General features: G+C 67.3%; 9 protein-coding genes and 1 pseudogene. 3 read left to right on the top strand and 7 right to left on the bottom strand.

The genetic code is table 11. From position 1 onward, the window contains the following. Positions 1-84: 84 nt before the first annotated feature. Positions 85-396, bottom strand: coding sequence for an ESX-1 secretion-associated protein (locus AWC07_RS04695; protein ID WP_036410247.1), 312 nt, complete (start codon positions 394-396; stop codon positions 85-87). Between the two features lie 71 nt (positions 397-467). Further along, the gene (locus AWC07_RS04690; RefSeq protein ID WP_036410244.1) at positions 468-1,598 is read right to left on the bottom strand and encodes an EspA/EspE family type VII secretion system effector; all 1,131 of its coding nucleotides are present in this window, start codon (positions 1,596-1,598) and stop codon (positions 468-470) included. A 730-nt stretch (positions 1,599-2,328) separates the two neighbouring features. Between AWC07_RS04690 and AWC07_RS27415 the strand changes: the two genes are divergently transcribed. After that, entirely contained in the window at positions 2,329-3,099 is a 771-nt protein-coding gene (locus AWC07_RS27415) for a hypothetical protein (protein WP_167380008.1), read from the top strand. A gap of 292 nt (positions 3,100-3,391) precedes the next feature. On the opposite strand, the gene AWC07_RS04680 is transcribed toward AWC07_RS27415, so the two are convergent. Next, positions 3,392-4,945, bottom strand: a complete 1,554-nt coding sequence (locus AWC07_RS04680) for an MFS transporter (protein ID WP_084293641.1) — start codon at positions 4,943-4,945, stop codon at positions 3,392-3,394. Between the two features lie 356 nt (positions 4,946-5,301). Here AWC07_RS04680 and AWC07_RS04675 point away from each other — a divergent pair, with 356 nt between their 5' ends. Together AWC07_RS04675 and AWC07_RS04670 are read left to right on the top strand one after the other, a co-directional pair. Then, positions 5,302-7,071 (top strand): ABC-F family ATP-binding cassette domain-containing protein, encoded by a 1,770-nt coding sequence (locus AWC07_RS04675; RefSeq protein WP_036416408.1) that lies wholly within the window; start codon positions 5,302-5,304, stop codon positions 7,069-7,071. A gap of 14 nt (positions 7,072-7,085) precedes the next feature. Next, positions 7,086-8,348, top strand: a complete 1,263-nt coding sequence (locus AWC07_RS04670) for a cytochrome P450 (protein ID WP_139829539.1) — start codon at positions 7,086-7,088, stop codon at positions 8,346-8,348. Here the strand turns inward: AWC07_RS04670 and AWC07_RS04665 are convergent. From AWC07_RS04665 to AWC07_RS04650, 4 genes and pseudogenes are all read right to left on the bottom strand, one after another. Then, positions 8,331-9,392: a type III polyketide synthase gene (locus AWC07_RS04665; protein ID WP_036416391.1), complete on the bottom strand. Its 1,062-nt coding sequence runs from the start codon at positions 9,390-9,392 to the stop codon at positions 8,331-8,333. The genes AWC07_RS04670 and AWC07_RS04665 overlap by 18 nt on opposite strands. Positions 9,393-9,552: 160 nt before the next feature. Next, positions 9,553-12,597 (bottom strand): type I polyketide synthase, encoded by a 3,045-nt coding sequence (locus tag AWC07_RS04660; protein ID WP_036416392.1) that lies wholly within the window; start codon positions 12,595-12,597, stop codon positions 9,553-9,555. After that, the gene (locus tag AWC07_RS04655) at positions 12,594-18,902 is read right to left on the bottom strand and encodes a type I polyketide synthase (protein WP_085104973.1); all 6,309 of its coding nucleotides are present in this window, start codon (positions 18,900-18,902) and stop codon (positions 12,594-12,596) included. The genes AWC07_RS04660 and AWC07_RS04655 overlap by 4 nt, the downstream gene beginning before the upstream one ends. 21 nt (positions 18,903-18,923) lie before the next feature. Continuing rightward, positions 18,924-25,297 (bottom strand): annotated as a pseudogene (locus AWC07_RS04650) (SDR family NAD(P)-dependent oxidoreductase).

Here is a 25,297-nt window from a genome sequence, read left to right as displayed (position 1 = left end):
CGAACGGCGCCGCCGGCGGTGGTGGGGGGCTGCGGCCCGGATGACGCTACCCGGGCCGCAGCCGGCCCCTATTCCGGGCGGCGATCAGCGAAAGAACTTGCTCAGCACGCTGGCCGCCCCTTCGTCGGTGTCGAGATAAGCACCGGCGGCCTTATGAAGACTGTCTGCCAGCTGTCCGTCGACTTGTTGCACGCACGCGCCCGTGGCACTGCGGATGGTCTCGAACCCTGCCAGGGTCTGATTGAACAGCGAGCAGAACGAACCGTGGGTGGTCGAGACCGACTGACTGATTCCGCTAACCATGTCGACCGCGGATTTCACATCGGCCGACACGTTGCCTTGAATCCGCTCCAGCACGCTCAGGAACTCTGGCACGACATACAGAAAATGACCCATGACTACTCCTCTCTGGTCCTCTCTGGTCCTCTCTGGTGGACGGTTTGGCTATCACCTTGGCTCTTGGCTCGCTACGGTTGTGCCACCCGGGCATTGACGAATATCGGCACTTTCCCGGGCTTCTCGGCGCTCGCTGGCGGGCCGTCGACGGGAGCCCGCTCGGCATCCGATCCGCCCGAGGCCCCGCCGCTTCCGCCGTCGCCCTGCGGTCGGCGCGTCGGAGCATGTGGCACGGATCCCGGCAAGCCCGGGGCACCCGACGAGGATTGCGCGCCGGCCGTCGGCGCCGGGCTACCGGCCTGGCCAATGCTGCCGGCAGGGCCCACTTCCATTGGGAATGACCGCATCTGAGTCATCGCTCCGCCGAGCTGGCCCATCGCCGGTAAGCCGGCACCGCCGAGCCCGCGCACCGGATCGGACACCTGAGCCAGGTTCGACAAGTGGGTGAGGTCGGGCATGGCGGCCGCGCCCCCGGTTGAGGCTGACTTTCCCGACATCCCAGCGATGCCCGACAACGACGACAAGCTGGACAACATGGTTCCCAAGCCCATGTCGGAAAATATGCTGGCGATCTCCGACCACGCCGCGTACAGGGCGGACTCCAATTTCGAGATGAATTGCCGTATATCGAACTCGATGTCCGACACGACGGCGATCACTTCCTCCTCGATCAGGGCTTCCAGCAGCTCGACCAATTTCCACAGCGCGGCAATCAATTTGGCGGTGTCTTCGGCCGTCTTGTACGCCAAATATGCGAGCGCACCGGCAACCATGCTCATCATCAGCGAAGTGATCGGAAGCTGAAACCCATCCGAAAGCCATTGTCCAACAAGGGGTATGTAGGAAATGACGATGGCGACCGGGCGTGCGATCTCGAGAACACGTCTTGCGAATGCCAGGACATCACGGGTCTTCTTTACCGCGTCCGCTTGATCCGTTACCAGCGTCCCGGTGATGTAATCCAGGTCCGCCAAGATTTCTTCCCGGGTTTTTTGCAGCTGGTTCTTGGCGGAGTAGGCCTCTGCGGCGGCGCCCATCCAGCGGTCGCCCGGAGCGGCCGACGCCTGATCCTGAGCGCTCCGGGTGAACCATGACGAACTGGTGTTGAAGACCTCTCCGGAAACGGGCAGTCCGATTCCAAGCAACGCCTCGAATCCGTCGATCGTGTCGATGGCCGAATCGATGATCCATGCTCTGTCCATTGTGATATGTCCTCTCGCAGGATAATTCGTTAGAAGAGTTGTCTTCCGGCGCACCTCAGGCACTAGCCAGTCATGCATTATCACTGGCTGATTGCCGGGGTTTGAATACGGCGCAAGCCCTCGTCGCGCCGCTTGGAAATCAGTCCGCCACCAAGCGCGCTGGGCGCCATTCATAATGCAGCGCAAGCCAAGTGAAAAGATGAAGCCGGTCAGTGTCTTCGTCTGGCTGCCATGGACTGCTCCTCGGGTAAGGAACCAACAACGACGAACTGCCGCAACATGTCGCACGAGGCAACAGCGCTTTCGGTGGCGGACGTCAACCGACAAACTGTGACCCAGTCCGATGGCCGGGTTTACTCACCGTCAACCTTTGCGGCATTGCCACACAAGAGAGTTGCTGCGTACAACAGTTGTATTACGCAAGTCACAGTAGGGCGCGACGGCCGTAAGCGCAAGGGCCAATTGAGATTTGCCTGTGACCAGTCTGTGATCAATCGCGTGCGAAGACCGCCCACGCGTCGTCGGTGGGGCTTCGGCGCGCCGGACACTACCGCAACAACTGCGCATGCGGTCCCGCGCTGAACTGAATCCTCTTGGCGCTAAGGCTTTTAGCCCGCCGTGAGCATCAGATGGCTCTCAGCTCCGAGAACACGCCCCTCATGGACTGAAGCATGTTGGTTTCGGCGCATCGGGCCGACTCCAGGATCGCGGGGACGTCCTCGAGTTTGCCGTGTATTCGCGCCAGCTGCTCGAGCACACCGAGCCTTCGTTGATTGACGTCGTCCAACATACGCCGCGCCTCGGCCATGCGCTGCTCGACCTGCTCGTCGGCAAGGCGGACACGCCGTTCGGCTTCGGTCTTGGCATCATTGAGCCGTTTGTCGCACTCCTGCTGCGTAGTTCGCAACTGATCATCGATCTGGAATTGGGCGTCGGAGCGAAGCCTGATCAGTTCGGCATCGAGTTGCTGTTCCGCCTTCTCGCGGCGCCTGGTATCGGCAATGCGCATCTGATCGATCTCTCGGACAGCTTGTGCCCTAAGCTCGTCGGCTTCTTCTCGAGCGCGGCGCACCACCTCGGCATGCTCGAGATCGAGCGCTCTTTGCCGCGCCTCCATCTGGGCCAGCATGTCCCTCTTGGTCACGCGAGCCGCTTCGGCGTCATTCTTGGCCGCGGCGATCAGCGCCGACGCCTCGGCTCGCGCCTCGGACTGCATCTGAAATACCTCGTCGACAGCGAACCGGAGCATTTTCGCCAACCGGTCGGTGACCGCCGGCGCCGACGGCGAGGTATCCCGCAGCACCGCGTTCTCGTCCCGCAGTGCGGCAATTTCCACCCTGAGTCTCTCGGTCTCGTAGTGTTGCGCCTGCCGCTGAACCATCAGTTCGGCGACGTACTGGTTGACGGCAGCCGGATCGTATCCATTGCGCGTCCGTTCGAATTTCGGAGCGGAATCGTTGACAAAGGTTGTCACGTGGTACCCCTCAGACACGCCTCGTGATGGGCTGACAATGGTTGGCCATGGCCCGCTTTCCGGTCGCTGACGGACTTGCGGATCGCCCCCGGGATGACCGGACGACGATGACAAGGCAGCCGCCGATGCAAGGACAGACGCGACCGCGTGACTCACCGAAACTCCTTTACATCAGCGTGCGACTCGCCAGTTTGGTAAGCGAGGCAGACTATAGTGCACATTGGCAATAATTGTTATCGGCGGTTTTTTTAGGGCTGGAAGCCGATCGTCACCGACCCGCGCCCCACGCTGCGCAGCCATCGGGCCATCGCGATGACTGTCAGCCAGCCCGCTCAAGAGGTAGCCGGCGAGGCAGCAGTAGCCACACGGCCACCGCGGCGGTTAACGGCACCAATGCCATCAACAGGCTGGTGGTACGCAACGCGGAAACCACGACCTCTTGAGTGGTCGCCATGAGACTACGGGCTGACTCCGGATCAAGGACGGCGACGCCGCCCAAGTTGCCCCCGCCGTACGAACGAGTGGCCTCCAATGCTTTGGCGGCCTGAGTGGGAGAGACGCCGGTGCCAGCGAACCGTTCCTGGGCTCGTGCCGTGTAGAAAGTCATGGCCACCAGGGTGACCATGGTGGGCCCGAGTGAGTAAGCGGACTGGCCGACGCCGGGTTTGACCGCGGCCACCGAGCCCTCCAAACCCGGTGGGGCAAAACTCATCATGACACTGGCCTGCGGGGGCTCGATGAGACCCAGGCCTGCAGTCAGGACCACTATTCCCACTCCGATCACGACGACAGATGTGCCCATGCCGAAGGTGGCGAATACGCCGGCGGCCACGGTGAGCAGTCCCAGACCAAACAGGATGGTGGCCCGCTCCGAGGTCCGGGCCATCATCCGGCCGGCCGCAACGGCCGCGGGCGCCTGCACGGCGGCGCCCAGCACCAACAACACGCCCAGCACGGTGAGCGAATATCCGCGGACCACGGTGGCGTAGTAGCTCAGGATGAGGATGAGCCCGGCGGACAGGAAATTGAACGCCAGCCCGGCGATGACGGCGGCGTTGAACGGGCCGGCCCGGAAGATCCGCAGATCCAGGGCCGGATGGTCGGTCCGCAACTCCCACCACACGAAAAAGGCTCCGGCAGCCAGCCCGATCAGCAATGGCGGTGCGGCAGCGACCGGGCCGTGAGCCAGCCGGGACAGGCCGTAGACAACACTGACCAGCATGACGCCGGCGGCGGCAATACCGGGATAGTCGATTCGGCGGTCGCTGATCCGGAACGTCTCGGGGACGAACCGAACGGTGATAGGGATAGTGAGCAACGCTACGGCGGGGGCCACGACCAACGCCCAGCGCCACCCGAGCGACTCGACCAGGATGTTGCCGATCAGCGGTAATGGGGCGCCCACCAAGAATGCGGTCCCGAGGAAGAGGCTGATCGCCTTGGACCGTTGCTCAGCCGGGAACACGGCGTTGATGATCGCCAGCGAGAGACCCAGCAGGAAGGCGAAGAAGACACCGGTCAGAGCGCGGGCGACCATCAGCATCACCGCGTTGGGCGATGCTGCGGCCAGCAAGCCGAAGATGATGGCGCCGATCAGGCCCAGCAGATACATCCGGCGTTTGCCGTAGACGTCGCCGAGGGTGCCTGCGCCGAGTATGGCCGCGGCCAGGGTGAGAGTAGCCAGACTGGCGGCGAACCCAGCGGCAGCGGTGGACATATGCAGCCCCTCCCGCACCAGCACGAGATTGCTGGAGAAGATGGTTGGGTCGGCACCGGTGACAGCAAACCCCAGCCCCATGGCGAGCACGGTCATCCACTGGGCGAGCGTCAGCTTGTTCTCGCCGGGTTGCGTTTCCATGCTTGACGCGTCCATGCCGGTGTGCCTCTCGTCGTGATGTGCGGTCGAGTCTAGGGATGACCCGGGTCGATGTTGCCCTGGAATGGCGCGAACGGCCGGAAGTTTGCGGAAACGATGCTCATCTGCCCGCGGCCGCCGAGTCGCACTACCGGGCGGCTGGCGGCTGATCGGGGTCCGGCCCCGCCCGAACCTCTAACAATTCCCTTGAGTGACACGGTTTCCCGGGCTTTCGACAGCGCCCACAGTGCGGGGTACCAACGGCCCTGGTCCACCCCGGGCAGCACCGGCGGCGCCGTCGACGACGAGACCACGGTCCGCCATTGATCTGTCCGCCAACGGAGTCGAGGATGTGTGCCGGTAGCGTCGGCCCGGTGGCGCACCTGCTCGGAGCCGAGGACGTGCACCTGGCGTACCCGGCCCAGGTGGTATTCGAATCGGTCACGCTCGGCGTTAACGACGGCGCACGCATCGGCATCGTCGGGCGAAACGGGGACGGCAAATCCAGCCTGCTGGGCCTGCTCACCGGCCAGATACCGCCGGACTCCGGACGGGTCACCCGGCGCAGCGGTTTGCGCGTCGGCGCGCTGAGCCAGGCCGACACCCTGGACCCCGCTCATACCGTCGGCTGGACGCTGGTCGGCGACCAACCCGAACACCACTGGGCCGGCGACCCGCGTGTGCGCGACGTGGTCGCCGGACTGGTATCCGACATCGACTGGCGGGCAAAGGTTTCCACCCTCAGCGGCGGACAGCGGCGCCGCGTGCAGCTGGCCCGGCTGCTGATCGGCGACTGGGAGGTGATCGCCCTCGACGAGCCCACCAACCACCTCGACATCGAAGGCATCACCTGGCTGGCCGGCCACCTCCAACAACGCTGGGCCCGCAACAGCGGCGGGCTGCTGCTGGTCACCCACGACCGGTGGTTTCTCGACGAGGTCGCCACCACCACCTGGGAAGTCCACGACGGCGTCGTCGAACCTTTCGACGGCGGATACGCGGCCTACGTGCTGCAACGCGTCGAACGTGACCGGATCGCCGCCACGGCCGAGGCCAAGCGACAGAACCTGATGCGCAAGGAGCTGGCCTGGCTGCGGCGCGGTCCCCCGGCGCGAACCTCCAAACCCAAGTTCCGCATCGAGGCCGCCAATCAGCTGATCGCCGACGTGCCGCCGCTGCGCAACACCGTCGAGCTGGCCAAGCTGGCCACCGCCCGGCTGGGCAAGGACGTTATCGACCTACTCGACGTGTCGGTCTGCTTTGACGGCCGCCCGGTGCTGCGCGACATCGAATGGCGGATCGGCCCGGGCGAACGCACCGGAATCGTCGGAGCCAACGGCGCCGGGAAATCCACTCTGCTGGGATTGATCGCCGGCACCGTCGAGCCCGACTCCGGCCGGGTCAAGCGCGGCAAGACCGTTCGGCTGGCGGTGCTCGACCAGCAAGGTGATGCGCTGACCCCGTTCGCCGCGGACCGGATTGCCGATGTGCTGACCGGGCTGCGCGGCGGCTACGAGGTCGACGGGCGCGAGGTGACCCCGGCCCAGCTGCTGGAACGTCTCGGCTTCGGCCGGGGCCAGCTGTCGGCGCGGGTCGGCGAGCTTTCCGGCGGTCAGCGGCGCCGGTTGCAGCTCATGCTGACGCTGTTATCCGAACCCAATGTGCTGCTGCTCGACGAGCCCACCAACGACGTGGATACCGACATGCTGACGGCCACCGAGGATCTGCTGGACTCGTGGGCGGGCACCTTGATCGTCGTCTCCCACGATCGCTATCTGCTGGAACGGGTCACCGACCAGCAGTACGCGATTCTAGACGGCCGGCTGCGTCATCTGCCCGGCGGCATCGAGGAATACCTGCGGCTGGCTACCAAACCGTCGTCACCCATGCCGGCCGCCAAACCGTCTGAGCTCCAGGAGATCTCGGGTGCACAGCGCCGTGCCGCGGAGAAGGAGCTGGCCGCCGCCGAGCGCCAGCTTGCCCGCCTGGCCGACCGGATTGCGGCCAAGCACACCGAACTCGCCGAACACGACCAGGCCGACCACGTCGGCCTGGTCCGGTTGACCCGGGAATTGCGCAATCTCGAAGACGAGGTTGGTGTGACGGAGGAGCGCTGGCTAGAGATCTCCGAGGTGCTGGAGTGAACGCCTACCGGACGGTGCCGTACCTGCCCGGGGAAGCACTGCTGGCGCTCTATCGGCACCGCGGCGCGGTGGTCGACGCCGGCGTCGGGCGCCATGGCTTCGTGTATCTGTTGGGCGCCGAGGCCAACAAGTTCGTGTTCGCCAACGCCGACGCGTTCAGCTGGCGTGAGACGTTCGAGAGCCTGATTCCCGTCGACGGGCCTACCGCGCTGATCGTCAGCGACGGCGAAGATCACCGGCGCCGCCGCAGCGTGGTGGCGCCCGGGCTGCGCCACCGGCAGGTTCAGGACTATGTGCACACCATGGTCTCGACCATCGACGCCGTCATCGACACCTGGCGCCCGGGACAGCGGCTCGACCTCTACCAGGAGTTCCGTTCGGCAGTAAGGCGCAGCACCGCGGAAAGTCTGTTCGGCCCGCGGCTGGCCGCCCATTCCGACTTCCTCGGCGAGCAGTTGCAGCCGCTGCTCGACCTGACTCACCGGCCGCCGCAGCTGATGCGGTTGCAGCGAGGGCTGAACTCGGCGGGTTGGCGACGCGCCATGGCGGCCCGGCACCGTATCGACGATTTGGTCGACACGGTGATCGCCGACGCGCGCGCCCAGCCCGGGCCCGACGACCACATGTTGACCATGCTGATCGACACGTTGAGCGACAACGAGATTCGCGATGAGATCGTCTCACTCATCACGGCCGGCTACGAGACCACCAGCGGGGCGCTGGCCTGGGCGGCCCATGCGTTGCTCACGTTGCCGGGTGCCTGGGAGACCGCGGCCCGCGAGGTTGATCGCGTGCTCGGCGGCAATCCGCCCACCGCCTCGGACATCGGGTCGCTGACTTATCTCAATGGCATTGTGCAGGAAACACTTCGGCTGTACTCCCCGGGAGTGATCTCGGCCCGCCGAGTGATGCGTGACCTGGTGTTCGACGGTCACCGGATCCGGTCGGGTCGGTTGCTGATCTTCAGTGCCTACGTCACCCATCGGCTGCCCGAAATATGGCTCGCACCAAAGGAGTTCCGCCCGCGGCGGTGGGACCCCGCCGCGCCGGACTACCGCAAGCCCGCGCCACACGAGTTCATCCCGTTCAGCGGCGGGCTACACCGATGCGTCGGGGCGGTCATGGCTACCACCGAGATGACAGTGATGCTGGCTCGACTGGTCGCCCGGACGACGCTGCGCCTGCCTGCCCAACGGATCCGCGCGGCCAACTTCGCCGCGCTGTCCCCGAAACCGGGACTGACCGTCGAAATCGCGGGCTCAGTGCCAGCGCAGTAGTACCAGCTCCGCGCAGAATCCCGGTCCCATGGCCAGCATCAATCCCGGACTTCCGCTCGGCGGCCGTTTGGCGATGGTGTCGCGCAGGATGTGCAGCACCGAGGCCGACGAGAGGTTGCCGATTTCGCCGAGTGAACGCCAGGTCAGCTCGAGTGCGTCGGGAGCCAGTTCGAGGCTGTTGGTGATTGCGTCGATCACCTTGGGACCGCCCGGATGGCTCACCCACGCGCCGACGTCGTCCTTGGACAGTCCATGTGTGGCCAGGAATCCGGTGACGTCGCCCGGTAGGCAGTGCTCGATCAGGTTGGGGAGTTCGGGAGAAAGGCGCAGCTGCAGACCTTGAGAACCGACGTCCCAGCCCATGATGTGCAGCGATTCGGGGTACAGCCGGCTGCGGGAGTCGACGATGGTGGGCCCGCTGGTGCGCAGCTGCTCGGCGCGGCGGTCGCCGACGGCGACCACGGCGGCGGCGCCGTCCCCGAACAGCGCGGTCCCGATAAGTCCCGACACGGTCGGTTTGACCGCGGGGTAGGTGAGCGAACAGAGCTCGACCGCGATCAGCACGGCGACGTCGTCGGGTGCGCCGCGCAGGTAGTCGTGTAGCCGGGCCACTCCAGCCGCGCCGGCCACGCACCCCAGACCGAACAGCGGCACCCTGCGTACGTCGGGGCGCAGGCCGAGCCGGCCGGCGACCCGGGCGTCCAGCGCCGGCACCGCGACACCGGTCACCGTCGTGGTGACGATCATGTCGATGTCCTGCGGTTCCAGCCCGGCCTCATGCAGCGCACCCATGAGCGCCTCGACCGCCAAGTCGACGGCTTTGTCGATAAAGATCTCGTTCGCATCGCCGAAGTCGGTCAGCCCCGGGTACTGCTCCAGCGGAAGCACGAATTGGCGGCTGTTCACCCGGGCGGCGGTGTGCAAGCGCCGGACGATATCTTCGTGTTCCTTCAGACCGGGAAATTCGACGAACGAATCGGTGATCTGACTCTGGCTATAGCGGTGCGGCGGCAATGCACCGCACACGCCTGCAACAACGCTCATGGCCCCCTGCCCTTACTTGCTCACCTGCCGGCCAGCCCACCCGAAGGGAATTCAAATTTTAGGCCGCTTCGGGCGGTCTCGCAAAGGCACGCGTATTCAACACATGTCGTATTCGAGCCCACCGGCGTTGCCGTAATCTGGCGCGCCCGGCCGGATTTCATCATTGGGCGTTGTTGTCCTCGGATGGCTCGAGTGCCATCGCGACCAGGGCCTCGGGGCTCAGCGAGTCGATGACGTCCTCGGTGACGACCGATTCAGGCAGTGCATTTTCGCTCTGGCCGGCCAACACCAAGAGTTTGCCCAGTAATCCGGTTCGCCGAAGCTCGCGCAGTGAAATATTTCTCAACAGCGGCCAGACCTGCTCGTCGCCGGGTTCGTCCGGATGGCCCGACGACAGGTGTTGACCCAGGTGACGGGCAACCGCTGTGGGAGTGGGATAGTCGAATATCAGCGTGCGCGCCAACGTCAAACCGGTGGCTCCTGCCAAGCGGTTACGCAGCTCGATCCCCGTCATCGACTCGAACCCGAGGTCCTCAAAAGCGCGCTCGGCGTCGATGTCGCGGCTGTTCGGGTGACCCAACACCGCGGCCGCGTGTCGGCACACCAAATCGAGCAGCTGACGGTGCTGTTCCGCCGGATCGAGTTCGTTCCAGCGGTGCCACAGCGCGGACGTGCCGGCGTGTTCGCTGTCGTGACGCGCTGCCTCGCTGAGCCAAAATCGTTGCCGCGCGAAGCCGTAGCTGGGCAGTTCGACCGGCCGCGCATCCAGGCCGGCAAATGCCCTGGGCCAGTCTATGCTCATGCCTTCGGTGAACAGCTGACCCATTGCGGTGAGCAAGGATTCGGCTTCGGGGTGATCCTTGGCCAACAACGCCGAAGAGGTTGTCAACCCGGCGCTGGGACCTATCTCGAGAAATGTTGTGGCGCCTAAAGACTCGGCCAACGAGATACCTTCGGCCAACCGGACCGGTTTGCGCACATGCTCAACCCAGTACGCTGCCGATCCATAGTCCGCGCCGGCCAACCGGCCAGTGACATTGGACACCAACGCGATCCGTGGCCGACTCACGGCCAGCCCCGCCAAGGGCGCAGCGAATTCCGACAGCATCGGCTCCATCAGCGCCGAATGAAACGCGTGCGACACCGCCAACCGGCGCACCCGCCGGCCCGTGCCCGCCAGCCGGTCCGCCACCGCATCAACTGCGGCCTCGGGACCGGAAATCACCACCGAATCCGGCGCATTGACCGCCGCCATCTCAACTCCCGACGCCAGCAGCGGCGCCACCTCGTCTTCGGAAGCGGCCACCGCCACCATCGCGCCGCCGGACGGCAGTCCCGCCATCAGCCGAGCGCGGACCGCAACCACCCGCGCGGCGTCGGATAGCGACAACACCCCGGCCACGTGGGCCGCCGCAATCTCGCCCACCGAATGCCCCAGCACGATGTCGGGCACCGCACCCATGTCCGCCAGCAGCGCCGCCAACGCCACCTCCACGGCGAACAACGCCGGTTGCGCGAACTCGGTATTTTGCAGCGCCGCCGCATCCGTGCCCCACAGCACCCGTCGCAGCGGCAGCCGCAGGTGTTCATCCAGCGCCTCGGTGGCCGCATCGAAAGCCTTGCCGAACACCGGGAACCGCTCGCACAGTCCGCGGCCCATGTTCAGGTATTGCACCCCTTGACCGGGGAACACGAACGCGGTCTTGCCGACCGGCTGTGCCCGCCCGACCGCCACGCCGGCGCCCGGTTCGCCGGCGGCAAGTCCGGCAAGCCCGCTCACCAGCTGCGCCCGGCCGGTGCCCACCACCACTGCCCGGTGCTCGAACACCGACCGCGTCGACGCCAGCGACCAGCCCACATCCACCGCATCCAGATCGGGCCGCTCGTCCATCCGGGTCAGCAATCGCTGCATCTGGTTGGCCAACGCTGGCGCCGACCGGGCCGACAGCACCCACGGTATGCCTGCCGACAGGTCAGCACGTCGTACGGCAACACTTTCGGTGGCCGGGGCCTGCTGGAGCAGCAGGTGGGCGTTGGTGCCGCCCATTCCGAACGACGACACCCCGGCGCGCCGTGGCCGCCCCCGGTCCGGCCACCGTGTCGGCGTGGTGTTGACCTGCAGCCCAAGGCTTTCCACATCGATACCTGGGCTTGCGCTGACATAGTTGAGGCTCGGCGGAATCGACTCGTTTTCGATGGCCAACACCGTCTTGATCAGGCCCGCTATCCCCGCGGCCGCCCCGGCGTGGCCGATGTTCGTCTTCACCGAGCCCACCCTGACCGGATCATGGCGGCGCTGCGCGAATATCTGGCCCAGCGCCGCCGCCTCGGCCGGGTCGCCGACTCTGGTGCCGGTACCGTGCGCCTCGACGTAGTCAACCCCGGTGCAGTCCACGCCGGCCTGGGCCAGCGCACGCCGGATCACGTCGGCTTCCGCCGAAGTCGAGGGCGCGGTCAGGCCGGCGGAGCTGTGCCCGGCGTTGCCCACGGCGCTACCCACAATGACTGCGCGGATGCGGTTTCCGTCAGCCAGGGCCGCGCGCAGCGGCTTCAGCAGAACCAGGCCACCGCCTTCCCCGCGAACGTAGCCGTCGGCGCGGGCGTCGAACGCATAGGTATGGCCGGAGCTCGACACGGCACCGAACTCGCGCTCCAGCAGGGCGGTTTCGCTTGCCACATTGAGATGTACGCCGCCGGCAATCGCGTGCTCGGAGGTTCCGGAACGCAGGCTCTCACACGCGAGGTGAACCGCCACCAGCGACGATGATTGACCGCAATCGACGGTCAGGCTGGGACCGTGCAGGGCGAAGGCATACGAGACCCTGTTGGCGATCATCGCCCTACTGACGCCGGCAAACGAGTAGTGATCGACGTTTTCGGCGGCGTCGCGCAGCGTCAAGAACGAATAGTCGTCGTTCATGGCTCCGAGGTACACCGAGACCTGCTGTGCCCGAACCGTTTCCGGCACGATGAAGGCATCTTCGAGCAACTCCCAGGTCAGTTCCAGCACCAGTCGTTGCCGAGGGTCCATCGCGGCGGCCTCGCGAGGCGAGATGCCGAAGAACTTCGCGTCGAAATCGGCGCTACCGGCCATGGGTACGGTGGCTTCGCGGCCGTCGCGCAGCAGTTGCCAGAATTCGCCGGGGCCGGCACCGGCGGGAAACCGGCATGCCAGTCCGATAATCGCGATGTCGCCCGGGTTCACGGGCCCAGTTCCTCGTCGAGAATGGCGAACAGTTCGCTTTCGCTGGCGGTGGTGATGTCGGCTTCGTGGCCGACGATCGCGGCGCTGGGCGTGGCGAGGCCGGCCAGCATGGCGCGCAGCCGGTCGGACACCTGGTCCTTCTCTTCGGAGGTCCAGTCGGGCCGGTCGACCAGGGTATCGAGTTCGCGCGCAACGTCCTCGAAGCGGGCCAGCCGGTCAGGTTGCTCGTCGGCGAGCTCGGGGACAGCGGAATCGAATTGGTGGGCAAGGTGTTCGGCCAGGGCGGCCGGGGTCGGGTAATCGAAGATCAGCGTGGGCGAAAGGGTCATCCCGGTTGCGGCTTTGATGCGGTTGCGCAGTTCCACGGCGCTCAGCGAGTCGAATCCGAGATCCTGGAAGGGCTTATGGGCATCGATGTCGGCGGCGCTGGAATGTCCGAGAACGGTCGCGGCGTTGGTGATGACCGCGTCGACGAGTTCGCGGTGACGTTGCTCGGGGCTCAGCGATTGCAGACGCGAAATCAGGCCCGGTATCGCCGCGGCGGTGCTGGTGCCGATGACACGTCGCGACGGGCGGGTGACCAATTCGCGCCACAGCGGGAGCATCTCGGCATTGGCGGTCATCACCGCGGTATTGAGCTGGGCGGCGACGACGACCGGGCAGTCGCTGAGCAGCGCGGCGTCCAGCAGTTGCAGCGCGTGCTCGGTGGTCAGCCGATCCAGCCCGGCCTGTTTCATCCGGGCGAAATCTCGTTCCCCCAGGTGCCGTGTCATGGTGCTGGGCTGTTCCCACAATCCCCAGGCAACCGATAGTCCGGCCAACCCATGCTCGCGCCGATAGGCGGCCAACCCGTCCAGGAACGCGTTGGCCGCCGCGTAACTGCCCTGCCCCGGGGCTCCCGCGATCCCGGCCATCGACGAAAACATCACGAACGCCGCCAGATCCACATCCTGAGTCAGCTGGTGCAGGTTCCAGGCCCCGTCGACCTTGGCCCGCAACACCGTCTCGACCCGGCTCGGCGTCAGCGACGTTATCACCGCGTCGTCGAGCACACCGGCAGCGTGGAATATCCCCTTGAGCGGAAATCGCTTTGGCAACCCCGCCAGCACTGCTTTGACCGCATCTCGATCGGCCACATCGCAGGCGGTCACCGAAACCTGAGCTCCACCCTGTTGCAGTTGAGCCACCAAGTCCGCAACGCCAGGGGCGTGCTCGCCGGTGCGGCTGACCAACACCACGTGCCCGACTCCGTAGCGGTCCACCAGATGCCGCGCCACCGCCGCCCCGGCCATTCCGGTGCCGCCGGTGATCACCACGCTGCCGCCATGGAGAACCGACCGCGCCGCGGGCCCTTGGGGGATGGTCAGCACCACCTTGCCGACATGACGGGCCTGGCTGACATACCGATACGCCTGCTGAGCGCAGCGGACGTCAAAGGCCCTGACCGGCAATGGCTTCAAGGTGTTGCTCGACAGCAGCCCGAGCACCTCGGAAAGCATCTGCGCGATGAGATCAGGGCCGGCCTCCATCAAGTCGAATGCCCGATAGCGCACTCCCCGATACTGTTCGGTCACGGCCCGGGGGTCACGCAGGTCGGTCTTGCCCATCTCGATGAAACACCCGCCTGGCGCCAGCAGCCGCAACGACGCATCGATGAACTCCCCCGCCAGCGAGTTGAGCACCACGTCGACCCCGCCGCCGCCGGTGGCCTTGCGGAACTTCTCCTCGAAGTCGAGCGTCCGGGAATCGGCGATATGGTCATCGTCAAAGCCCATGGCCCGCAACGTATCCCATTTGCCGACACTGGCGGTGGCGAAGACTTCGGCACCCCAATACCGCGCCAATGCCACGGCGGCCATGCCCACACCGCCGGTCGCGGCGTGCACCAGGACCTTCTGATCGGCTCGCACCCCACCCAGCACCGACAACCCGTACCACGCGGTCAGGAACGCCACCGGCACACCCGCGGCCGCAACCAGCGACCAGCCCGCCGGAACCGCCGTGACCAACCGCTCGTCCACCACCGCTTCGGAGCTCACCACCCCCAGCAAACCCATCACCGGGTCACCGACAGACAGCCCCGTCACCCCCGGGCCGGCCTCGACCACCACCCCGGCGCCCTCGGCGCCCAGCTCGCCACCGCCCGGGTACATCCCCAAGGCCACCAACACATCCCGGAAGTTCACCCCGACCGCGCCCACGGCAACCCGCACCTGGCGGGCCGCCAGCTCTACCCGCGGACACGGCCGCACCGCCACCTCCTCGAACGTTCCACCGCCGCCAACACCCAACCGCCACAACCGATCCGGCAACGTCAATCCCGAACTCACAACCGCCAGCCGGGCGCCGTACACCGCGCCGGAACGCACCGCCAACTGCGGCTCACCGGCACCGACGACCGCGTCGACGGCCACCGATCCGTCTGAATCCACCAGCACCACCCGGCCCGGGTACTCCGCCTGGGCCGACCGCACCAGCCCCCACACCGCCGCACCCGCCACGTCGCGGACGCCCTCAGCACCCAACCCCACCGCGCCGCACGTCAACACCACCAGGACTTCGCGACGATCATCGGCCAACCAGCGCTGCAGCGTCTCGAGCGCCGCAACCACGCGTTCGGCGACACCACCGGCACTCGCATCGGACTCCCACACGACCACTCCGGAGTCGGCGCCGCCGGGCCCCAACGTAATCGGCGACCATGCCAGTTCGAGCAACCGGTCACCGGCCACACCACCGGCAGCCAATGCCGCCGCCGACAACGCGTCACCTGACACCGGACGAATAGCCAACTCGCGCACCGCCAACACCGGCAGACCCGCCGAATCGGCCAGCGCCACCGACACCGAACCGGCGTCTGCCGGTGTGATGCGGACCCGGACCCGTGACGCACCGGCTGCCTGCAACGACACCCCCTGCCAGGAGAACGGCAGCGCCAACTGGTCGGCAGCCGCGGCGAATCCCCACGCATGCAGCGCGGCATCCAGCACCGTCGGGTGGATGCCAAACCCCGCCACCTTGACGTCCTCGGCAGCCGCCACCTCCGCATAGATTTCGCGCCCCCGCCGCCACACTGCCCGCAGGCCGCGAAACGCCGGCCCGTAACCATAACCGCGTTGCGCCAACCGCTCGTAGACATCGGTCATATCCACGGCGGACGCACCCACCGGCGGCCACACCGACAAGTCCACTCCGTGACCGGGACCGCCGGCCCGTAGTACCCCGTCGGCATGCAGCACCCACGAATCGCCCGCTGCCCGAGTCGAATACACCGATACCGTCCGGCTCCCCGCCCCGTCGGCGGCACCGACCACGACCTGTATCCGCGTCGCTTCGCCCGCCGGCAATGCCAGCGGCGCCAGTAAGGTCAGCTCCTGCACCACCGGACAGCCGACCTCGTCACCGGCGCGCAACGCCAACTCCACGAATCCGGCCCCCGGAAACAGGGTCACGCCGCCTACGACGTGATCGCCCAACCACCCCTGCAGTTCGGGCGACAGCATTCCCGTCAACACCACGCCACCGACGTCGGGGCGCTCCACCACCGCCCCCAGCAGCGGATGACCAAGCCCCCTCAGGCCGACACCGCTCAGTTTGGTCTGGTCGACTCCCAGGTCTTTCAACCAAAACCGGCGCCGCATGAAGGCATAGGTGGGCAACTCGACTCGCCGGGCGCCCAGGCCGGTGAACACCGTGCGCCAGTCCACGGACACGCCCTGAACGAACAATTCGCCCAGCCCGGTGAGCAGGAATTGGGCTTCGGGCCGGTCCTTGACCAACAGCGGCGGCGACACCGTCAACCCGGCCCGGGGGCCCACCTCCACGAATGTCACCGCACCCAACGACTCGATCAGCGCCACACTGTCGGCGAACCGCACCGGCTTGCGCACATGCTCGACCCAATACGACGCCGCCCCGTACCCCGAGCCGGCCAATTGCCCGGTCACGTTGGACACCAACCCGATCTGCGGCAGATCCGCCGTCAGATCGGCCAGGACCGTGCCGAACTCCGGCAGCATCGGCTCCATCAATGCCGAATGAAACGCGTGCGACACCGCTAACCGATGCACTCGCCGACCCAGCGACGCCAACCGATCGACGACGACATCCACAGCGGCCGCAGGACCCGAAACCACCACTGAATCAGCTGCATTGACCGCCGCGATCTCGACGCCGGGCGCCAGCAGCGGCGCCACCTCGTCTTCGGAAGCGGTCACCGCCACCATCGCCCCGCCGGCCGGCAACCCGGCCATCAACCGACCGCGCGCCACCACCACGCGGGCGGCATCGGACAGCGACAACACCCCGGCCACATGGGCCGCCGCGATCTCGCCCACCGAATGACCCAGCACCACGTCCGGCACCACATTCAGGTCCGCCAGCAGCGCCGCCAACGCCACCTCCACGGCGAACAACGCCGGTTGGGCGAACTCGGTACTTTCCAGCAGCGCCTCATCGATGCCCCACAGCACCTGCCGCAACGGCAATCTCAGGTGCTGATCCAGCGCGTCGGCGACGGCGTCAAATGCTTTGGCGTACACCGGAAACCGCTCATACAACCCGCGGCCCATACCCAGATACTGCGACCCTTGTCCGGGGAAGACGAACACGGTTTTGCCGATCGGCCGGGCACGGCCGGCCACCACCGCAGCACCCGGCTCGCCGGCGGCCAGACCGGCCAAACCCGACAGCAACTGCGCCCGGTCGGCGCCCACCACCACCGCCCGATGCTCAAACACCGACCGGGTGGACACCAACGACCACCCCACATCCACCGGATCGAGGTCGGGACGATCCTGCACCCACGCCCACAACCGCCGCGCCTGGTTGGCCAACGCCGGCCCCGAACGCGCCGACACCACCCACGGCACCACCCCGGTAACCGGCTCAACCGCAACACTATCCGCGGCACCATCCAAGAAGGGCGCCTGCTCGAGAATCACATGCGCATTCGTGCCACTGATCCCAAACGACGACACCCCCGCCCGCCGCACCCGCCCTGCCACCGGCTCACCCGGCCAAGGCCGCGACTCGGTCAACAACGACACCGCCCCCGCCGACCAATCCACATGCGGCGTCGGCACATCCACATGCAACGTCTTGGGCAACACCCCATGCTGCATCGCCAACACCATCTTCATCACCCCGGCCACCCCCGCCGCCGCCGACGTATGCCCCATGTTGGATTTGATCGACCCCAACCACAGCGGCTCTTTCCCGGGCTCACGCTGCCCATAGGTGGCCACAATCGCCTGCGCCTCAATCGGATCCCCCAGCATGGTCCCGGTCCCATGCCCCTCCACCACATCCACATCGGCCACCCCCAGCCGCGCACTGGCCAACGCCGCCCGAATCACCCGCTGCTGCGCCGGCCCATTCGGCGCCGTCAGCCCGTTGGAGGCGCCATCCTGATTGACCGCCGAACCCCGCACCAGCGCCAACACCGGATGCCCCCACCGCCGCGCATCAGCGAGCCGCTCCACCACCAACACCCCGGCACCCTCCGACCACGCGGTGCCATCGGCAGCGCCCGCATACGCCTTGCACCGGCCGTCGGGCGCCAGCGCCCGCTGCCTACTGAACTCCACAAACGCCGCCGGGGTGGCCATCACCGTCACCCCACCCACCAGCGCCAGATCACACTCGCGCGACCGCAACGACTGCACCGCCAGATGCAACGCCACCAACGACGACGAACACGCCGTATCCACCGACACCGCCGGGCCCGCCAAACCCAGCACATACGCCACCCGACCCGAGGCCACACTCAACGTCGAACCCGTCAGGCCGTACCCCTCCAGCTCACCCTTGACCTCGCCGCCGTAGCCGGCATGAATGACGCCGACGAAGACGCCGGTGGGCGAGCCGCGCAGCGTGGTCGGGTCAATCCCGGTGCGTTCCAAGGCTTCCCACGCCACCTCCAGCATCAACCGCTGCTGCGGATCCATCGCCAACGCCTCGTTCGGCCCGATTCCGAAGAACCCGGCGTCGAAGTCACCCGCGTCGGTGAGGAATCCACCCCGTCGCGTGTATGTTTTCCCGGGCGCGTCCGGATCCGGGTCGAACATTCCCTCGATGTCCCAGCCACGGTCGGAAGGGAATTCCGAGATGGCGTCGCGTCCGTCAATCAGCATCTGCCACAACGACTCCGGCGAGTCGGCGCCGCCCGGATACCGGCAGCCCATCCCCACGATCGCCACCGGCTCCGACAGCCGGTCCTCCAATTCGGCAAGCCGGCGCCGGGTGCGCCGCAGATCGGCGGTGAGCCGTTTGAGGTAATCAACATGCTTGTCAGTGCCCGTCAAAGTCGCTCCTTGGTGGCTGGCTCAGGAGCCGAGTTCTTCGTCGAGGATGGCGAAGAGCTGGCTTTCGCTGGCGGTGGTGATGTCGTCGTCGGCGGTGAGATGGGCCAGGATGGCGTGCAGCCGGTCGGCTAGCCGTGCCTTGTCCTGCGGTGCCCAGTCGCCACGGTCGATGAGCCTGTCGAGCTCGCCGGCCATGTCGTTGCAGCGGGCCAGGAGGTCGGGTTGGTCTCCGGTGGCGGCGGCCAGACGGCTGTCGAGGTGTTCGGCGAGGGCGGCGGGGGTGGGATAATCGAAGATCAGGGTGGGCGAAAGTGCCAGGCCGGTCGCCGTTTTCAATCGATTGCGCAGTTCGACGGCCGTCAGCGAGTCGAAGCCCAGGTCTTGGAACGCGTTGCGGGCGTTGATGTCGGCGGTGCTGGAACGTCCCAGCACGGTGGCGGCGTTGCTACAGACCACGTCGACGAGTTCTCGGTGTCGCTGCTCGGGACCGAGCGAACGCAGTCGGGGGACCAATCCCGTTGCCGAGACGGCGATGTCGGTGTCGTCGACGACGCGTCGGGCCGGACGGGCGGCCAGCTCGCTGAACAACGGCGATGGCGCGGTGCTGTCGGAGCCGAGCGCGCGGGCGTCGAGCCGGGTGGCCACCGCGACGCCGCGGTCCGCGACCATTGCGGCATCGAGCAGCTCGAGCGCCTGCCCGGTTGACAGGGTTGCCAGCCCCGCCCGACTCATCCGGGCCTTGTCGCGGTCCCCCAGGTTCCGGGTCATCGCACTGGGCTGTTCCCACAGCCCCCACGCCACCGACAATCCCGGCAACCCATGCGAGCGTCGATACGCCGCCAGCCCGTCGAGGAAGCTGTTGGCCGCCGCGTAATTGCCTTGGCCCGGGGTGCCCAGGATGCCGGCCATCGACGAGAAGAGGACGAACGCCGAGACATCCAGATATCGGGTCAATTCGTGCAAGTTCCAGGCCCCGTCGACCTTGGCGCGCAGCACGCCATCCAGCCGGTCGGGTGTCAGCGAGGCGATCAGCCCGTCATCGAGGACCCCGGCGGCATGAAACACCCCCCGCAGCGGATACCGCGGCGGCACCTGCGCGAGCAGCGCGGCTACCGCGTCACGGTCGGCCACGTCACAAGCCACTACCGACACCTGGGCCCCGGCATCCCGCAACTCGTCGGCCAGCTCCGAAATCCCTTGGGCCCGGGCCCCGGATCGACTGACCAGCATCACATGGGCCACCCGGTGGCGGGATACGACGTGGTGGGCCAGCGCCGCACCGGCCATCCCGGTCCCGCCGGTGATCACGACCGTGCCCCCGGCAAGCCCGCCGGCGCTCTCGGAAACCGTCAACACCACCTTGCCGATATGGCGGGCCTGGCTGACGAAGCGATACGCCCGCCGGGCCAGCCGCACATCGAAAGCCTTGGTGGGCAATGGCTTCAACTCTCCGGCAGCGAACATCTTCATCAGTTCGGCCAACATCTGCGCGATCCGGTCCGGTCCGGCTTCGATCAGATCGAATGCGCGGTAACCGGCGCCCCGGTACCGCTCGGCAATAGTCCGCGGGTCGCGAATATCGGTTTTGCCCATTTCGACAAATTGCCCGCCCGGGCTCAGCAGCCGCAGCGACGCGTCGACAAACTCGCCGGCCAGCGAGTTGAGCACCACGTCGACTCCGGCACCGCCGGTGGCTTGGCGGAACTTCTCTTCGAATTCCAGGGTGCGGGAGTCGCCGATATGGTCGTCGTCAAAACCCAAGGCCCGCAGGGTATCCCACTTGCCGCGACTGGCCGTGACGAAAACCTCCAGGCCCCAGCGCCGAGCCAGCTGCACCGCGGCCATACCCACCCCGCCGGTGGCGGCGTGCACCAACACCTTCTGCCCGGCCCGCACCCCCGCCAGGTCCGACAGGCCGTAGAACGCCGTCAGGAACACCACCGGGACACCAGCAGCCGTATCCAGCGGCCAGCCCGGCGGAACCGCGGTCACCAGCCGCTGATCCACCACGGCCTCGGGGCCCGCCACGCCCAGCATCCCCATCACCGCGTCGCCGACGGCCACACCGGACACACCGGAAACGCCCGGCCCTACCTCGACAACGACCCCGGCGCCCTCGATACCGAGGTCGCCCCCGCCTGGATACATGCCCAGCGCCACCAGCACGTCGCGGAAGTTCACCCCGACCGCGGCCACCGCTACCCGCACCTGACCGGTGGCGAGCTCGCTTCGTTCACACGCACCCACCCGCACGTCGTCGAGTGTCCCCGCGCCTCCGGGGATCAATCGCCACCCGGACGGGACCTCGGGCAGCCGAAGTATCGGGTCCAGCGACCGCAACCGAGCCTGATAGGCCGCGCCGTCGCGCACCACCAGTTGCGGCTCACCAGCACGGATTACCGCGCCGACATCCACCGATCCGTCCGAATCCAGCAGCACCACCCGGCCCGGATGCTCCGCCTGCGCCGAACGCACCAGCCCCCACGCCGCCGCAGCGGCCAAGTCCGAGACGTCCTCGTCCGCCAGACCCACCGCCCCATGGGTCAGCACCACCAAGACGCCGCCCTCGTCGCCCGACAACCACGACTGCAGCATTGCCAGCACCGCATGGGTGGCCGCACGCACCGATTTCACCACGTCCGCCTGCCGCGGCACCTGGGCAGCCAACTCCCACACCATCGCGGGTGCCTCACCAATTCCGTCGTGCGCCAGCGTTATCGGCGACCACACGACCTGGAACAAGCCGCCGTCACCACGCGCGACCGCGGACAGCGCCCGGTCAGGCAACGGACGAAACGCCACGTTCCGCACGGTCAATACAGGTAAGCCCGCCGCATCAGCCAATTCCAGCGACACCGAGTCGGCACCCGTCGGCGCCAGGCGGACCCGTGCCCGGGATGCCCCCGCGGCATGCAGCGACAGGCCCTGCCACGAGAACGGCAACACCGTTTCGTCCTGCCCGCCGGCGACGCCCAGCGCATGCAGTGCCGCGTCGAGCAGTACCGGATGGATGCCGAATCCGCCGACGTCCAGGGCGGCGTGCTCGGGCAGGGTCACCTCGGCGAAGATCTCCTCTCCCAGCTGCCAGATCGCCCGCAGACCGCGAAACGCCGGACCATACGTGTAGCCCCGTGCGGCCAGCCGCTCGTAGGCTCCGGTCACATCCAACGGCGTTGCGCCCGCCGGTGGCCATGTCGACCAGTCTGTTTCCGGAGCTAGCACCCCGGGCGCCAACACCGCCTCAGCGTGTGACGTCCAGGTCGAATCCGGTTGGGCGGCGCGCGAATACACCGATGCGCTGCGCCGGCCCGACGCATCTTCGGCGCTCACCACGATTTGCACCTGCGCCGCGCCGGTCGTCGGCAACAGCAACGGCTCCGTCACCGTGAGCTCCGCCACGGTGGCGCAGCCGACCTCGTCGCCGGCCCGGACGGCCAGCTCCGCGAACCCCGCACCCGGGAACAGCACCACCCCGGCCACCGCGTGGTCGGCCAACCATGGCTGGGCACTCACCGATAGCTGGCCGGTCAGCACGACGCCGCCGGAGTCGGGCCGCTCGACCACCGCACCCAGCAAGCCGTGCGCGGCGCCGGTCAACCCCAGACGCCCCGCAGCTGCGCTGCCGGCATCGGGTTGGCCGAGCCAGAACCGGCGATGGACGAAGCCGTACGTCGGCAGATCCACCCGGCGAGCGTGCAGACCGGCGAACGCCGCGGCCCAATCCAGCCCGGCACCCGCCACGTGGGCCTGTGCTGCCGAGAGCCAGAATCTCGGTCCGCCGTCGTCGCGGCCCAGGGACGGGATGACGATCGGTTGGTCGGCGTCGGCAGCGTTGGCGTCGGTCAGGGTCTCTTCAATGGCGGCGGTCAGGACGGGGTGCGGGCTGGATTCGATGAAGACTTGGTACCCGGCGCCGGAGGCGGCGCGGACGGCCCGGTCGAATTGCACCGTCTGGCGGATGTTTTGGTACCAGTACTCGGCGTCGAGGCCGGCGGTATCGACGAGTTGGCCGGTGACGGTGGAGAAGAAGGCGATCGGCGCCGATCGCGGGTCGATGCCAGCGAGGGCGTCGACGAGTTCGGTACGGATGGCGTCGACATGGGCGGAGTGCGAGGCGTAGTCGACGTCGACCCTGCGGGCCCGGATGTCGGCCGCCTCGCATCGCCGCATCAGTTCCTCGACAACGTCCACTTCGCCGGAAACGACGATCGCCGAAACACCGTTGACCGCAGCGATATTCAGCCGCTTGCCCCAGGGCGACAGCAGTTCCCGGACCCGGGACAGTTGGCCAGCGATCGACACCATACCGCCCGCGCCCGCCAACCGCACCAACAGCCGGCTGCGCAGCGCCACCACCCGAGCCCCGTCGTCGAGGGACAATGCTCCCGCAACGCAAGCCGCCGCGATCTCGCCCTGCGAATGGCCGATCACCGCGTCGGGCACCACCCCGACCGATCGCCACAATTCGGCCAGCGACACCATGACCGCCCACAGCGCCGGCTGCACGACGTCCACCCGATCCAGACCGGGCGCGCCCGGCGCGCCGCGCACGACGTCGAGCAACGACCAGCGCACATACTCGCCCAGTGCCTTGTCGCAGCGGCGCATCTGCTCGGCGAACACCGGTGACGCGTCGAGCAATCGGGCTCCCATGCCGGCCCACTGCGACCCTTGTCCGGGGAAGACGAACACGGTTTTGCCGATCGGCCGGGCACGGCCGGCCACCACCGCAGCACCCGGCTCGCCGGCGGCCAGACCGGCCAAACCCGACAGCAACTGCGCCCGGTCGGCGCCCACCACCACCGCCCGATGCTCAAACACCGACCGGGTGGACACCAACGACCACCCCACATCCACCGGATCGAGATCGGGACGATCCTGCACCCACGCCCACAACCGCCGCGCCTGGTTGGCCAACGCCGGCCCCGAACGCGCCGACACCACCCACGGCACCACCCCGGTAACCGGCTCAGCCGCAACACTATCCGCGGCACCATCCAAGAAGGGCGCCTGCTCGAGAATCACATGCGCATTCGTGCCACTGATCCCAAACGACGACACCGCCCCCGCCGCACCCGCCCCGCCACCGGCTCACCCGGCCAAGGCCGCGACTCGGTCAACAACGACACCGCCCCCGCCGACCAATCCACATGCGGCGTCGGCACATCCACATGCAACGTCTGAGGCAACACCCCTTGCTGCATCGCCAACACCATCTTCATCACCCCGGCCACCCCCGCCGCCGCCGACGTATGCCCCATGTTGGATTTGATCGACCCCAACCACAGCGGCTCTTTCCCGGGCTCACGCTGCCCATAGGTGGCCACAATCGCCTGCGCCTCAATCGGATCCCCCAGCATGGTCCCGGTCCCATGCCCCTCCACCACATCCACATCGGCCACCCCCAGCCGCGCACTGGCCAACGCCGCCCGAATCACCCGCTGCTGCGCCGGCCCATTCGGTGTCGCCAGTCCGTTGGAGGCGCCATCCTGATTCACCGCCGAACCCCGCACCAGCGCCAACACCGGATGCCCCCACCGCCGCGCATCAGCGAGCCGCTCCACCACCAACACCCCGGCACCCTCGGAAAAGCCAGTGCCATCGGCAGCGCCCGCATACGCCTTGCACCGGCCGTCGGGCGCCAGCGCCCGCTGCCTACTGAACTCCACGAACATCGCCGGGGTGGCCATCACCGTCACCCCACCCACCAGCGCCAGATCACACTCGCGCGACCGCAACGACTGCACCGCCAGATGCAACGCCACCAACGACGACGAACACGCCGTATCCACCGACACCGCCGGGCCCGCCAAACCCAGCACATACGCCACCCGACCCGACGCCACGCTCAACGTCGAACCGCGCAGCCCGTACCTTTCGAGGTCGCCGGGTACCCGGCCCTGCCCGCCGTAGGAGCCGTGGAACACTCCGACGAAGACGCCGGTGGGCGAGCCGCGCAGCGTGGTCGGGTCAATCCCGGTGCGTTCCAAGGCTTCCCAGGCCACCTCGAGCAGCAGCCGCTGCTGCGGATCCATCGCCAGCGCCTCACTGGGCGCTATCCCGAAGAACTCGGCGTCGAAGCCGGCGACGTCGGTGAGGAATCCGCCGCTGCGGGTGTACGAGGTGCCCACCGCGTCGGGGTCCGGGTCGAACAGATTCGCCAGATCCCAGCCGCGATCGTCCGGAAAATCCGACACCACGTCCCGGCCGGCCGCCACCATCTCCCACAGGCCTTCGGGGCTGTCGATGCCGCCCGGATAGCGGCAGCCCATCCCCACCACGGCCACCGGCTCCGTCGCCTGGGTCAGAACGTCACGGTTTTCCCGCTTCAGCCGCTCGTTTTCCTTGAGTGTTTTGCGCAGGGCCGTGATGAGCTGTTCTCGGGTGCTGTCCAT

The sequence above is a fragment of the Mycobacterium gastri genome, from assembly GCF_002102175.1.
Classification (GTDB): Bacteria; Actinomycetota; Actinomycetes; order Mycobacteriales; family Mycobacteriaceae; genus Mycobacterium; species Mycobacterium gastri.
Note: the sequence above shows the minus strand (reverse complement) of the source record. Positions and strands in the feature narration are given on the sequence as shown.